18 protein-coding genes are annotated in these 14365 nt (G+C 34.8%); 8 read left to right on the top strand and 10 right to left on the bottom strand.

The window, feature by feature from the left end:
* Positions 1–73: 73 nt before the first annotated feature.
* The 7 genes from MHH96_RS11600 to MHH96_RS11630 form a co-directional block, all read right to left on the bottom strand.
* A complete protein-coding gene (locus tag MHH96_RS11600; protein ID WP_047943093.1) occupies positions 74–292 on the bottom strand; it encodes a spore germination protein in 219 nt (72 codons plus the stop codon).
* A 53-nt stretch (positions 293–345) separates the two neighbouring features.
* Positions 346–564, bottom strand: a complete 219-nt coding sequence (locus tag MHH96_RS11605; protein WP_047943094.1) for a spore germination protein — start codon at positions 562–564, stop codon at positions 346–348.
* 82 nt (positions 565–646) lie between these two features.
* Positions 647–1159, bottom strand: a complete 513-nt coding sequence (locus MHH96_RS11610; RefSeq protein WP_082138364.1) for a spore germination protein GerPE — start codon at positions 1157–1159, stop codon at positions 647–649.
* A 2-nt stretch (positions 1160–1161) separates the two neighbouring features.
* Complete coding sequence (locus tag MHH96_RS11615; RefSeq protein WP_047943096.1) at positions 1162–1341, bottom strand: hypothetical protein; 180 nt, start codon at positions 1339–1341, stop codon at positions 1162–1164.
* Entirely contained in the window at positions 1338–1973 is a 636-nt protein-coding gene (gene gerPC / locus MHH96_RS11620; RefSeq protein ID WP_047943097.1) for a spore germination protein GerPC, read from the bottom strand. The genes MHH96_RS11615 and gerPC overlap by 4 nt, the downstream gene beginning before the upstream one ends.
* 36 nt (positions 1974–2009) lie before the next feature.
* The gene (locus MHH96_RS11625) at positions 2010–2249 is read right to left on the bottom strand and encodes a spore germination protein GerPB (protein ID WP_047943098.1); all 240 of its coding nucleotides are present in this window, start codon (positions 2247–2249) and stop codon (positions 2010–2012) included.
* 24 nt (positions 2250–2273) lie between these two features.
* A complete protein-coding gene (locus MHH96_RS11630; protein ID WP_047943099.1) occupies positions 2274–2495 on the bottom strand; it encodes a spore germination protein in 222 nt (73 codons plus the stop codon).
* A gap of 291 nt (positions 2496–2786) precedes the next feature.
* On the opposite strand from MHH96_RS11630, the gene MHH96_RS11635 reads away from it, so the two are divergent.
* From MHH96_RS11635 to MHH96_RS11650, 4 genes are all read left to right on the top strand, one after another.
* A complete protein-coding gene (locus tag MHH96_RS11635) occupies positions 2787–3692 on the top strand; it encodes a fumarylacetoacetate hydrolase family protein (RefSeq protein ID WP_047943100.1) in 906 nt (301 codons plus the stop codon).
* 65 nt (positions 3693–3757) lie between these two features.
* Positions 3758–4096 (top strand): DUF1516 family protein, encoded by a 339-nt coding sequence (locus MHH96_RS11640; RefSeq protein ID WP_047943101.1) that lies wholly within the window; start codon positions 3758–3760, stop codon positions 4094–4096.
* Entirely contained in the window at positions 4080–5282 is a 1203-nt protein-coding gene (locus MHH96_RS11645; protein WP_082138365.1) for a sensor histidine kinase, read from the top strand. The genes MHH96_RS11640 and MHH96_RS11645 overlap by 17 nt, the downstream gene beginning before the upstream one ends.
* Positions 5283–5284: 2 nt before the next feature.
* Positions 5285–5929, top strand: a complete 645-nt coding sequence (locus MHH96_RS11650; protein ID WP_047943102.1) for a response regulator transcription factor — start codon at positions 5285–5287, stop codon at positions 5927–5929.
* A gap of 148 nt (positions 5930–6077) precedes the next feature.
* On the opposite strand, the gene MHH96_RS11655 is transcribed toward MHH96_RS11650, so the two are convergent.
* Complete coding sequence (locus tag MHH96_RS11655) at positions 6078–6917, bottom strand: YitT family protein (protein ID WP_047943103.1); 840 nt, start codon at positions 6915–6917, stop codon at positions 6078–6080.
* Positions 6918–7312: 395 nt separating this feature from the next.
* Positions 7313–8641: a hemolysin family protein gene (locus tag MHH96_RS11660; RefSeq protein WP_047943104.1), complete on the bottom strand. Its 1329-nt coding sequence runs from the start codon at positions 8639–8641 to the stop codon at positions 7313–7315.
* Positions 8642–8839: 198 nt separating this feature from the next.
* Between MHH96_RS11660 and MHH96_RS11665 the strand changes: the two genes are divergently transcribed.
* From MHH96_RS11665 to MHH96_RS11680, 4 genes are all read left to right on the top strand, one after another.
* A complete protein-coding gene (locus MHH96_RS11665; RefSeq protein WP_047943105.1) occupies positions 8840–9772 on the top strand; it encodes an ABC transporter ATP-binding protein in 933 nt (310 codons plus the stop codon).
* 11 nt (positions 9773–9783) lie between these two features.
* Complete coding sequence (locus MHH96_RS11670; protein ID WP_341117368.1) at positions 9784–11040, top strand: ABC transporter permease; 1257 nt, start codon at positions 9784–9786, stop codon at positions 11038–11040.
* Positions 11037–12131, top strand: coding sequence for an ABC transporter permease (locus tag MHH96_RS11675; RefSeq protein ID WP_341117369.1), 1095 nt, complete (start codon positions 11037–11039; stop codon positions 12129–12131). The genes MHH96_RS11670 and MHH96_RS11675 overlap by 4 nt, the downstream gene beginning before the upstream one ends.
* Before the next feature lie 410 nt (positions 12132–12541).
* Positions 12542–13303 (top strand): class I SAM-dependent methyltransferase, encoded by a 762-nt coding sequence (locus MHH96_RS11680; RefSeq protein WP_328283467.1) that lies wholly within the window; start codon positions 12542–12544, stop codon positions 13301–13303.
* A gap of 202 nt (positions 13304–13505) precedes the next feature.
* Here MHH96_RS11680 and MHH96_RS11685 read toward each other — a convergent pair whose 3' ends face one another.
* The gene (locus tag MHH96_RS11685; protein ID WP_047943109.1) at positions 13506–14360 is read right to left on the bottom strand and encodes a MurR/RpiR family transcriptional regulator; all 855 of its coding nucleotides are present in this window, start codon (positions 14358–14360) and stop codon (positions 13506–13508) included.
* Between the last annotated feature and the right edge of the window lie 5 nt (positions 14361–14365).

Genomic DNA, 14365 nt, shown 5'->3' on the forward strand with positions numbered 1-14365 from the left:
AGTCGTATAAAAATGGCCCCCCGCAAAAATTGTGGGAGGCCAAATTAATGTAGAAAACAGAGGAGAATATTTATTAATTATTACCGGATATAGGCTGATCAATCCCGCTGCTATCTGTATAATTACTGGAATTGACTGCATTATTAGTAATTACAAATGCACCATTATTTCCAGTACCTGAGCCTATTGTTGATTTTGCATTGTCCTTTGGAGAAATAAAGAGGGAATCTCCAAATTGCACAATTCCCTCTCCTGTGTTAACAATTTGAATCGGACCTATTATAGCAGGCATAATTCTTTCCTCCTTGAAAAATATATGAACACTCGAATGAAAGGGCTTAGCAGCTAGTTATTTGCAACAACTGGTTGATCAAGTAAACTAGTATCTATATAGTTACTAGCGTTTAATCCATTATTTGTTATAATAAATGCTCCCGTATTGGAGGTACCAGAGCCTAAGGTTGCCTTTGAATTTCCTTTGGGAGAAATAAATAATGAATCCCCAAATTGCACAATTCCTTCTCCTACGTTAACAATTTGTACTGGTCCTACAATTGCAGGCATTTTTTAACCTCCTTTTGTGGTATCTATTCTAATCTGATACTAAAATATTCTTCTCGAAAAAATTTTTATCTTCCGCTTTCTATTATTCTAGACTTGTTTCTGTGTTATTAGAAAAAGGAGTTCCTATAAGATTTGTGCCAGTAATGGAAATAGGGCTTTCAGGGGTTGTAGTATTAAATTGACTAGGCTCATTTAATTGGATCAAATTATTTTCTGTTTCCGCTGCAAGTGGTTGCTCTATTTGCCGGATATGTTTAATTCTTGCTTCTGCATATAGATGACGGCAATTGCCTACTTGTAATAAGGAGGCAGAAGATATTCCAATAATATTTATATGATTTACTTTAATGATCGGTTTCCTATTTTCAAAATGACATGTTACATTTTCGATAATAGGAAGTAAGGGAATGGGTTCTGTAAACACAGAATAGTCTTCATATTCTGTTTCCGAACCATAAAAGAACTCTTTTTGTCTTTGGACTGCTAATGCCCTAGAGGCAGATTGATGGTAAGTTGCATCTCCGATTTCTACAATGGAGGAAAAGGATACGGTATTAATAGTGATTAAATCAACAACAGATGTACGCTGTAACATAGTTAAATTTTTGGATGCAGTGGAACAAAAGGGCCAATAATTAAAGATTCGGCTGGTGTATCGAAGGTGGAGGCTAATTGAATCGTTTGTGTATCTCCTATTAAGCAAATAGAGGAGCTGGCAACCCCTATAATATCAATTCTACCTACTTGAAGCTCTCGATTATATACTTGAAAATTCACTCTTTTCCACTTCCTTTCATGTTATCTGGTATATGACTTAAAAATAAATGAACTCCATTTTCCATTTCTTCCTTTAAAGCGTTGATAATTGCTTCATTAGATAAAGTGCTGCCGCTTTGCTTACGGTTAGTATTTTGTTGTAAATAATATTGAATCCTTGTTGGTAATTGCTTTGTAATATCCTCTTGAATAAAGGTGACATAGGATTCCTCTTCGGGCATATTAAGTTCTAATTGCTTTTGCCGAATGATTTCTGGCAATTCTAATTGAATAAATTGATGCATGACCTCTTCTATATCCATGGATCGATTCATCATCTGCTTAGGATCAATGGGTGGATAGAAAGGGGCCTGAGGCTGTTGGGTTGGTGAATTTGGATTAATGGCAAGTTCTTCAATGTTGCTTAAGTCTTCAGGATTAAGTCCAATATTCAAGGTTCCTTCTAACGTTTCCACTTTTAATTGGTCAAAGCTGTAATCGATACGATCAATATGGACAGTTGGCTTTTCGCTGATTGCCGTAACCTCATTCGTAAGATTGGCAACCTGTGCTTCTAAATCTTTAATTCTTTTTTCAAGCAATTGTAAATAATGACGCATATTTTCACTGTATTGATAAAAATCATAAGACATTTCTATCCCCCCTTTTTTCCTTATTGCAAATCATTCCTATTTTCGAGGAGATTGCAAGGGAACAGCAGGTGAGAAAACGGTATCTTCATCTGCTACATCCATTCCAGGTTCTTCTGGTTGAAGTTCAGGAGCTGATTCTGTAAATCCTCCCGTATTATATAAGTATGAGGCAGGTTTAATAATTCCAGCACTGCCTATCTGTAATACAGAAGAGTTAGAAATCCCCCCGATTTTAATTGAATTTATGGTTATAGATTGTTGGATAAAATAATTCATTAGACACATCACCTTTTAGTCTAATTACGCATTCGCAGCAATTGGCTGATCCAATCCATCGTTATCATACGTATTGGTAGAACTGCGGTAGTTGGTAATCTTTAATCCATCCCCTGTATTAAAAGAGCCTGATCCAGAAAAGGTTTTCGCATTAGAGATAGGCATCATTTTGTATACATCGCCAATATTAAAAATAGAGCTACCCCCAACGGATATAACTTGAGCTACTCCAACAATTGCTGGCATATACAACATCCTTTATACAATATTCTTATACATACTATGGAAAATAACGGATTAGGTGATACATTCACCTAGATAGCTTCATACTATTCTTAACTAACATATTCTTTTGAATGATTGTACTATGACAAGAAAAAGGAATAGGAGTTAATTCACTGCTATAAATAGCGATTTTTTGTCTTAGAAACGCTCAGAATGGAGGGGGGGAATTTTATTTGGAAAAATTTTTGAGAAAGTTTATAATTTTCTTAAATGTTCTAATATATATAATGATATTATAGGGGGGATTAATCTATGAAGCTTGCAACGGTAGCGTGGAAGAATAAAGTTTTTATTGGAGTAGTAGAGGAAAAGAGAGTTTTACCTTTAAATGATGCAGAGGAAAAGTATACGGGAAGAAGACCGTATCCAGAAGATCTTATTAAATGTATAGAACAAGAAGGATTCATGAACAAGGTAGAAAGTTTAATGCATTGGGCAGAAGAGCATTATGATAGCACAAATCTTTATATACCAATGGAAAAAGTGAAGTTTCTAGCACCGATTCCTAGACCGCGAAAAAATATCTTTTGTGTTGGCAAAAATTACGAAGAACACGCAATAGAAATGGGAAGTAAAGCGGACATTCCTGAGCATGTGATGATTTTTACGAAAGCTCCCACCACGGTTATTGGCCATATGGAGAATATTATGGAACATAAACAAGTAACAGAGCAGCTTGATTATGAAGGCGAACTAGCTGTTATTATTGGAAAAAAAGGAAAAGGAATTAAGAAAGAGAAGGCATTGGATTATATATTTGGCTATACCATCTTAAATGATATCACCGCTAGAGATCTACAGAAGAAACATAAACAATTTTTTATAGGAAAGAGTTTAGACACGACGGCGCCAATTGGACCATGGATTGTAACAAAGGATAGTATTCCCAACCCGAATGAATTAAATATTACTACTAAAGTAAATGGAGAAATAAGACAACAATCCAATACAAAGCATTTTATTTTTCCAATCGAAGAAGTAATAAGTGTATTGTCTAAAGGGATGACGTTAGAGCCTGGAGATATTATTGCCACAGGAACACCTGCAGGAGTTGGGAAAGGTTTTAACCCACCACGCTTCTTAAAGGCAGGGGATAGCATTGAAATATCGGTGGAAGGAATTGGTACCTTAATAAATCAAGTAGCAGCTGAGGAATAATAAGTCGAAAATAGAGGGATTAAAGTAATCTATGGTAAAATAATGGAGAAAAGGAGGGGATCTATATGAGTTCAACAGATGCTCATGTACTGACATGGATTATTGGGCTAATTCTATTTGCCTTGTCATTCGGTTTACATAAAGCAGGAAAAGAAAAGGGAAGTAAAATCGTACATATGGTGTTACGGGTAGTGTATATTCTGATTATTGGTTCTGGAATTGGCTTAATTGCCAAAACAGGGATGGATTTCATGCATACAATTAAGATGCTTGTAGGCATTTGGGTTATCGGTATGCTTGAAATGGTACTTATTCGCACGAAAAAATCCGAAAATACAAAAACGCTGTGGATTTTATTGGTAGTTTCTTTTGCGCTTGTGTTAGCGATTGGATACAGCATTTAATAGAAACGATCAAGAGGCTTGTAGAAGAGGTATCTTTTACAAGCTTTTTTATAAAGAAGATCAAGGAGAAAAGGGAGAAACAATGAAGGACTTTTCGATAAAAATAGTGGTTCTGGTTTTTTTATGTTTGGGCACTTTATATCAAGCATATAACATTGATGCTTGGCATTTTGCTATGCACTTATTTCTGTTTTCTATTATTATAGGATTCTATTTTCTCGTGCCTGTATTTAAAAGAAAAAGCATACCGTTTCTTACTATCATTGTTATGCTTGAAATAGTCCTCTTTACAGTAGGAAGAGAGTTATATAGCTATCTATTACTAATGCTTTTGTATTTTATGATAGTAATGAGTACTTATATATCAACTAATTTGTTTCGTATTGTCATTAGCTTGTTTCTTTTAATCAATGCTGCAATAGTTATTATAATGTTTCCCTATTTAGCTTTGGTTTGGATAAGTTTTCTTCTGTTAATTTCCTATTTACTTATTCATGTAAATGAGCTGGAGGGGGATTATCGCCAAATAAGAAATACATATGAATCTTTACTAAATGATTATCGGATACAGAAAAGACAATCTTACTATAATGAGCATGCAGCAAGAGTGGAGGAGAGAAATCTAATTGCTAGACAGATGCATGATTCCGTTGGTCATAAATTGACTGCATTAATGATGCAAATCGAACAATTTTGGATTAAGGAGAAAAAGGATCAATATTTAACTTTGAAAAATATGGCAGCTGACAGCTTAGAAGAAACAAGAAAAGCGGTACGTCTTTTACAAGTAGACGAGCCAAGAGGAATTGCTTCTATTATTACGCTGATAAAAAAATTGGAAAGTGAAAACAATATTCACGTCCATTTTACAACCAAGCAAGGGGTACTACAAGCAAACCTTAGTAATAAACAAAGTGCTGTCCTCTATCGATCTGTACAGGAAGGTATCACAAATGCGATGAAGTATGGAAGTTCGAAAGCTGTGCATATTACACTAGGTGTTTCCCCAATTGGGCATTTGACATTTGAAATCAGAAATCCCTATATACATAAGCATCCTTTTCATTTTGGTTTTGGTTTAGAGAATATGAAAAAAAGAATAGAAGAAAGACATGGAAAATTAGAGATTCTTCAATCGAATGGAGAATTTATCCTGCAAGGAAATATTCCTGTTGGGGAGGAATGAAGATGATTCGCGTGTTAATTGCGGAGGATCAAGCAATTGTTAGAAATGGTTTAAAGATGATTATTGAACAAGAAGAAGACATCAAGGTCGTTGCTGAAGCGGAAAATGGAAAAGAAGTGTTGTTTTTATTAGAAAAAACAATTGTAGACATTGTTTTAATGGATATTCGTATGCCAATTATGGATGGGATGGAAGCGACGAAAAAAATTCGTCAGCAATTTCCACATATAAAAATACTTATCCTCACTACTTTTAATGATGAAGATTATGCAATAAAGGTATTTCAAGAAGGGGCGAATGGTTTTCTGCTAAAAACAACAGATAATACTACTTTAGTAAATAGTATCAAAAGTTGTTTGGCGGGCGGCATGTCGATACATGATCAAGTTGCCGCAAAATTAATGCCAAAGCTGTTAAAAAAAGAGAACCTGCCTGAGAAAGAACTGAATCAGACAGTTGTGTTAACAACACGAGAAATAGAAATTCTCAAAAAAATAGGCCAAGGGAAAACAAATAAAGAAATTTCCCGTGAGTTATTATTATCTGTTGGAACGATTAAAAATCATATCACTCAAATTCTAGCAAAATTAGAATTAAGAGATCGAACACAATTAGCTATTTATGCGGTGCGGAATGATTATATTTGATTTCATTGCCAGCTAAGTAATAGGAAAGCGAAATAGAGTCATCTGCGGCTGCTTTCCACTAACCTTCTTTTTTTTGAAATAAAACCCGAACGATTATATAAGAGCTTTATTAGCAGCTCTGTATAATGGTTCGGGTGAAAATGCCTCACTACGCTTTAGAAAGGTGAATAAAGCCCTCGCCGAAGACGTCTCTCACATCATGAATGGTAATAAAAGCATCCTCATCTGTTTGTTTCACGATTTTCTTTAGTTTCACAACTTCTTGTTTATTAATAATAATATAGAGTATTTCCTTGTTCTCTTTTGTATAGTAGCCATGACCTGATAGAACTGTTACGCCACGATTTAATTGTTCGTTTACTTGATCCGCAATTTCTGCAGGGTAATTGGAAATAATCGTCACTGCCTTCTTCGGATTAACGCCTTCTATGACAAATTCCATCACCTTTGTTCCAACATAGAGCATAATAATTGTCAGCATCACACCTTCTGCCTTTATTAGGAAGAAGGAGGCAAAAACAACAAGAAGATCAAAAAATAATAAGCCGTAACTTATACTCCAGCCGAGATATTTATTGGTTAGTCTTGCTAGAATAGTCGAGCCAGCTGTTGTACCGCCTACTCTTATAATTAATCCAATTCCAACTCCGGCAAATACGCCGCCGAAAATAACATTAACAAATAATTCGTCAGAATGGATTGACCATGTCTCTGTTAGATGTAAAAATAACGAGTTGAAAAAAACAGCAATAATGGTATAAATAATCATTTGTTTATTTAAAAATTTATAACCGATTATAAGCAAAATGGTGTTTAAAGCAAAGTTGACTATACCTGGAGACCATTGAAATAAGTAATAAGCTATAATGGCTAAACCGGTTACTCCTCCTTCTCCCAAATCATTAGGAATAACAAATAAATTGACAGCCAATGCAAAAAGGAAGGCTCCAAAAATAATCACTAGGATATCCTTTCCGTATTTTTTCATGAAAAAAACCTCCAATAATAACAGAAACTTAATGCAAACTATTACCAGTATAATAAAGGAAAACGCAAATTCATAGGAAAAGTTTTAAAGTAATATGATTTGGTTACTCACTCGGATAAATGTTGGTTCAGCAGGATAGCTGCGGAACATATGAAGAGGGGAATGTAAATGACACTGTAATCGGTATAAATGATAGATTTAAGAACAAAAATGTGACACCATGAAATGGATAATAAAATGAAATCGAGCAGGCGAAAGACAGGGGCTTTCATCCAGTCTAATGGAAAGAGTAGTGTATTTTAGTGTGTGGGGATAATCACATCCATTTATATTTTTGGCTGGGAAACTTATGTCCCAGCCAAAACATAAGTTTAAGTCTGTTCCTTGGAAAACACTTATGTTTCTAAAGAAGTATTTGATGGGGACTGCTCTTCGATTATTTTTGTAACCTTCACTTGACTGATTCTGCGGTCCACAATTTCTTCGACTTGAAATTCGAAATTTTTATAGAGAATGGTTGGTTTTTCATTCTCATTAGGAATATAGCCAATCCTGCTGATGAGAAAACCACTCAATGTATCATAAATTTCAATCGGCAAGGTAATTTTCAATAACTCTTGCACATCATCTAGACTGATAGTCCCTTGCAATAAATAGGTATGTTCCCCGATAATCTTAATTTCAGGAGGTTTTGGTTCATCGTATTCATCAAAAATATTGCCGACGATTTCTTCCACCAAATCCTCCATTGTCACAATACCGTCTGTTCCGCCGTATTCATCAACGACAATTGCGAAAAGGACATTATTTTTTTGCATCTGGATAAATAATTCATCAATTCTTTTTGATTCTAGTACAAAGTATGGTTCGCGAATAATCCTACTTAGTTGAAAGGAGGTATCTTCTTTACCCATATATGCTAATAGATCTTTAGAATGTAGGATACCGATAATATTATCCATATTTCCCTCATATACAGGATAGCGAGTATACATTTCACGATTCACAAGAGCAGCTATCTCATTTAGAGTATAATGGGAAGGAATAGCTACCATATTAGAGCGATGGGTCATAATATCTGTGACATCTTTATTATCAAATTCGAAAATATTATGTATCATCATTCGCTCATCTTCATCAATACTTCCTCTTTCATTTCCTACATCAATCATCATTTTTATATCTTCTTCTGTTACTTCCTCATCTTCATCATCTGGACGAACGCCGAAAAGCCGTGCAACAAGGTTAGTGGAGAAGGTTAAGAAAGCGACAAATGGCGCTGTTATTTTAGAAAGCATTGTTAGCGGACTTGCGGCGAACATCGCAATTCCTTCTGCTTTCTTCAAAGCAACTCGTTTAGGAACTAATTCACCAAATACAAGTGTGAAATAAGATAACAGCAGCGTAATAATAATGACGGAGATAGAGTCAAGCAATCCTTTGGAGAGAGGAATACCCATACTTAAAAATAACTCTGTTAAGTGACCAGAAAAGCTGTCCGCAGCAAAAGCGCTGGCTAGAAATCCTGCTAGAGTAATCCCAATTTGGATTGTCGCCAGAAATTTACTCGGCTCTGACAGCAATTTATGCACTATTTTAGCCTTCTTGTGGCCAGTGTCAGCCATATGTTTAATTTTATTGTCATTTAAGGAAATGAGCGCAATTTCTGCAGCTGCAAAGAAAGCGTTTAAAGCAATAAGGATGACCAAGACTAGAATGCCCAATTAGTACAGCTCCTTTCCGATGATTATCTTTTATTTGTTTTACCCTTTTTAAATGAAAGTATGCTTAAATAAGCAGCAGCTATTGAATTAGCATAAAAAGATATGACTATAGTCATTTTATTTTTGGAAAAAAATGACCTTTAGGTATATGAATGGAAGAGTCTTTTCATTATGCTGTATATAGAAAGGATGATGACCTTGTTAGAAATAATAAATTTATCTAAATCATTTAAAGGGAAGCAAGTTGTGAATTCTGTCAATTTATATTTAGAACGTGGAGAAATTGTAGGCTTACTAGGACCGAATGGTGCAGGTAAATCTACAACAATATCTATGATATCTTCTTTGGTTTCTCCTCAAGAGGGAGACGTACGTTTAAATAATGAAAGTATTTTAAAAACACCGCAGGCTTTACGGAAAGTTCTTGGAGTAGTACCACAAGAACTCGCTGTTTATATGGATTTATCTGCTCGAGAAAACTTACTCTTTTTTGGTAAAATGCATCGGATTCCTAAAAAAATTTTACAGAAGAGAGTAGATGAAGTTCTTGAAATTATTGGTTTAAAAGAACGGGAAAAGGATTTGGTCAAAACCTTTTCAGGCGGAATGAAACGGAGATTAAATATTGGTGTCGCTTTAATACATGAACCGGAAATAATTATTATGGATGAACCAACTGTTGGAATTGATCCACAATCCAGAAATTATATTTTAGAAACAGTGAAAAGACTAAATGAAGAAAAGCAAATGACCGTCCTTTATACAAGTCATTATATGGAAGAAGTAGAGTTTCTTTGTAATCGGATTTATATTATGGACCATGGTGAAATCATTGCATCTGGAACGAAGGAGGATATTAAAAATATTTTATCGGCAGAAACAGCCATTAACATTAAGGTGGAAATCGTCAAACATGAATTTACAGAAGCACTCCGTCATCTTGAAAGCATTAAGAATATCTCGATTCAACAATCGGTGATTACGGTTATCGTACCAAGAGGAGTGAATTTGTTAAAAGATATATTGCGGATTGCCGAAGAACAGAAGACAAATGTACTCTCTGTAAATATTGAGGCGCCTACTTTAGAAGATGTGTTCTTGCATTTAACTGGCCGTCAATTAAGAGATTAGGAGGATTCCAGATGCTTTGGCAAATGATAAAAAAAGAATTATTACTGATTTGGAGAAGACCGCGAGAGCTGGTTGTCTTGTTGTTAATGCCGTTTGTGCTTATCACGATACTTGGCAGCGCGTTAGGGGCTTTGGATAATGATAGCGAAATAGAAGTAAAAGCGAAGCTAGCTATGGTGGTAGAGGATCAAGAACAGCAAGCCCAACAAGAAATAATAGAAAAAATAAACCAGTCTCCTCTAAGCGATCAAGAGAAAAAAGCAAAAATAGCGCATATTCAGGCTCTGCAGCCGATAGCTACATTTATGAAAGCAGTCGGGGAAAATCCTGATTTAAAGAAATTCCTTTCCGTTACGGAATATAGTGACCGGACCATAGTAAAGGAAAAGGATTTTGACGGTGTAGTATATATTCCAGAAGGATTTACTTCTGAATTTTATACAAATTTTTTAGAGGAAGAAACCGAACTTCCATCGTGGATAATAAAGACAAAAAACCAAGAGTCCCTTCAGGCAACTATTATCGAGGATATTATGACGAATTATCAAAAAGAGTGGACGTATCTAAAGACAGCCCAAGATCTTCAAATCGATTATTCGACATTAGTTAGTGAAAAGGTAAATGGACAAATCAAAAATATCGAAAAGAAAAAGGAAATCAGTGCTTTTGCTTATTATGGAGTCGGCATGTCTGTGATGTTTGTATTCTATATATCTACAACGGTAGCAGGCTTTGCTTATCAGCAAAAAGAAGAGCTTTTGTATGAACGTATCTTACTGGCAAATGTTCCAAAGTTTGTGTTTTTTGCAGGTGTTTTTACTGTAGCCTTTATTCTATCTTTTTTACAGCAGACCATTTTATTCAGCTTAATAGCAATGATTTATGGAGTCGTCTTTTCTAGTATGATAAACCAATTAGTTGTTATCTTAACGGTAAATCTAATGGCTGCAGCGTTTGCTACTATAGTAACTTCTATTTCTTTTGCTGCTAAGTCACGAAATGTGGAGAGTATTATGTCTTCCTTAATCGTACCTATTCTTGCGTTTATTGGCGGCAGCTTTTTTGATGTAAGTGCGATTGGTGGATTTATGGAAACATTAGGCGAATATTCTCCTGGAGGTGCAGCCCTTACTGCTTATTTAAAAGCATATCAAGGCTATTCATTGGCAGATTTATGGAGCCATCTTAAAGCAATCCTCCTATTTTCTATTACTTTGCTGTTGATTAGTGTGATTACCTTGAAAACAAGAGGAGGGGTTCGCCAATGAATGCAATTCTATGGGGGAAATGTAAGAAATTTATTAGACAGCCAGGTGGATTTATTGTAACCTCTTTCATTTGTATCGTTTTTGCTTATTTAGTTGGGATGTCTTCTTTCACAAAAGTAGAAGTGCCAGTTTATACAGAACAATCGGAGAAAACAACTGATATTCTAGAAGCTTTAAATCAAAGTGAAAGTTATTCGTTTGTTATTTATACAGAAAAAGAAGTAAAAGAACAGTTAGCAAAGGGAAAAACAGATATAGGAGTGTCGATAAATCCAGACACTTATACTATTTTTCGAGTAGCTGATACGTCCAATGTATTAATGGTTCAAAATTATCTTCAAACTTATTATGCGAATATGCTTAAGGAACAAGCGCTGTTCAATGGAGCAGCGGATAAAGAAGAAGCTCAAAGGGTGCTTGCACATAATAAAGAGACACCAATTATACCTGTAGAAACAGAACAAACATTAACGGATAAAGAAGCAAGCTATAATCAATCACTCCAGTCGCTCTTTGGGTTTACTTTATTCTTCTGTATTTATACCGTTTCCTTTACAGTTATTGAAATTCTAAGAGATAAACAAGGTGGAATATGGGATCGATTTATTTTATCCTCTACTTCAAAAGCACAAATATATTTAGGGAATTTATTATTTAGTTTTTCGATAGGTTATATCCAAATAATAATGATTTTCCTTCTTTTCAGGTATGGATTAAATATTGATTTTAATGGGAATTTTCATTTGGTGTTTGTTCTAATCATTCCATATTTATACGCTATTGTGGCATTGACTATTCTCCTAACAGGTCTTGTGAAAACACCAAGCCAGTTTAATGCCTTTATTCCGTTGGTATCTGTAAGCTTTGCGATGCTTGGCGGAGCCTATTGGCCAATTGAAATTGTTACATCGAAAATAATGATTTTGTTATCCAAAGTTGTTCCTATTACTTATGGAATGGAACTATTAAAAAAAGGTGTTATCGACAGTGCTTCTTGGAATGATATTATGGTTCCGGCAGGGATTCTTTGTTTGATGGGAACAATTATGCTAGGTATTGGCATTCAGCTTATAGAAAAAAGACATGTATAAGAAAATATAAGGTGTAATATTTTGAAAAAATAAAAAATAGTGTATAATTAAGAGTATAGATTTCCAAGTTTAGGAAGAGGGATCTGGAACAATTGATCTGAAAAATAGTGAAAGGCTATTTAGATGTTGTTGTTCTTCCTTTGACATTTTTCATTTCTATTATTTTTGAGCCGAGTGGTAATCTTGTTCGGTTAACAAATGACACCATTAGAGATATGTAGGGTATACACACATAAATATGTTGGATAAGTATCTGTCTTGGAGTGGCAGGTACTTAGTTTCAAAGAGCTTGAAAGAACTAATAAGGGAGAAAGAGTATGAGATCACTGGAACATGAAATATAAAACCATTATTGTAGAGGACCTCCCTCTATTCTTTATTGAAAAATAAAAAATAGGGAGGAATAAAAAGTGACAGATATTAATTTTCATAGGTATTTAGAGGAAATAAACGAGAAATTTTCAGGATGGGACTTTTCTAGCATTTATGATACAGGCAGAATCCAAAACAGCATGATTTCTTGGTCTTACGGGAGCAAAGTAATTTCTGCAATGCAGGAAACCACAGCTGTATTGGATATGGGAACTGGGGGAGGAGAGTTTCTCTCCTTATTGAAAGGCTATTTTCCAAGTATCATTTATGCGACGGAAGGGTACAAGCCGAACGTATCGATTGCCAAAAAGAAGCTTGAGCCATTAGGAGTGAGAGTGATGGAAGTGGTTGATGATAATGAATTGCCATTTCCCGACAATCATTTTGATTTAATCATTAACAGACATGAATCTTACTCTGTAAAAGAAGTGAAAAGAATCTTAAAGCCAAAGGGTATTTTTCTTACCCAGCAAGTTGGAGGTTTAGATTGCAAGGAAATAAATGACTGGTTTGGAGTTCCGCTCAATCCTGAATTTAAAGAGTGGAAACTTTCAGCTGCTCTTAACCAGTTTTCTCTCACTGAATGGGAGGTTCTAGAGTACCAAGAGGAGTTTCCTATCCAGCGTTTCTATGACTTGGGCGCACTTATTTATTATTTAAAGGCGATTCCTTGGCAAGTTCCTGATTTTAGCGTAGAAAAGTACCAGAATGAACTCTATCGTTTGTATCAGCATATCGAGAAAACTGGCTTTTTTGATGCCAGCCAATCTCGTTTTTATCTAAAGGTGAGAAAGCAATAACGTAGAAGTTACAAAAGAAACTCAGTTAATACCTTAAAGGTTTAGCTGAGTTTTTTTGTTTTTTTCAAAAAAAGGAAAATTCATCGAAAAATAGAAGATTGTTTTGCCAGTGGATGCCAGCTGTGCAAGAAAGACTTAGCAGCTAGTGCTGTTTTAAATCCTCTAGTTTAACTATATTTAGACTAAGGGATTTTCTTATATTCTAAAAAGAAAAGCGATCTATTAATTCCGTACTTTTTCTTTGATGCTCTCTGTTCTGTGAGTAATTTATTTGATACAAGCTGGAAAATAAGACATTAAGCACATAATCAATGGATACTTGTGATGCAAAGGTAGCGATTTTGTATGTTTCTTTCTTTTCTAAAGCTGGTATGGTTAAAACAACATCTGCCATTTTGGCTAATTTACTTTCAGGAAAGGCGGTTAGCAATAAAATCGGCACCTTTCTTTCTTTTAATATACGAGCAGCAATGAAGTCCTCATTTGATTTAGCTTCATAAGTAATAAAAAAGGCGCAGTCATTTATATCAATGTTAACAGTGTTATTGGCAAATTCATTACGGGCCGTTGCGATTATGGCATATTTATTTATCTTCAAAAGTTTATTTTGGAAACTTTCGGCCCGAATTTGCGAATCTCCTACAGCATACATAAAGATACGGTTTGCATTGTATAGATACTTAGTCATTTTAAAAAGGGATTCTTCCTTTAAGAGCTCATAGCTTTCTTTGATGGCCTGTTGAGTTAAATACATCATATCCTGGCTGATTTTCATAAGAGAAGCATCATCTTCAAATGGGATATTGGGATTAATTTCAGATAAAACATGGTTTTTTTGCTCAATAGATTTAACAAGCATAATTTTAAAATCTTTAAAACCCTTCATTCCTAACTTTTGTGTAAAGCGAATGATAGAAGTATGGGAAGTAAATGTTTTTTGTGCTAACTCTTGGATTGTCATTCTCTCTATTAAGTTAGCATTTTCCAAAATATATTTTGCAATATTTTTTTCTGCTGTTGTATAATCCGTTCTATTTGCAATTTGTTTTAGCAACAAATCGG

Source organism: Niallia sp. FSL K6-0212 (genome assembly GCF_038007605.1).
GTDB lineage: Bacteria > Bacillota > Bacilli > Bacillales > Cytobacillaceae > Niallia > Niallia circulans.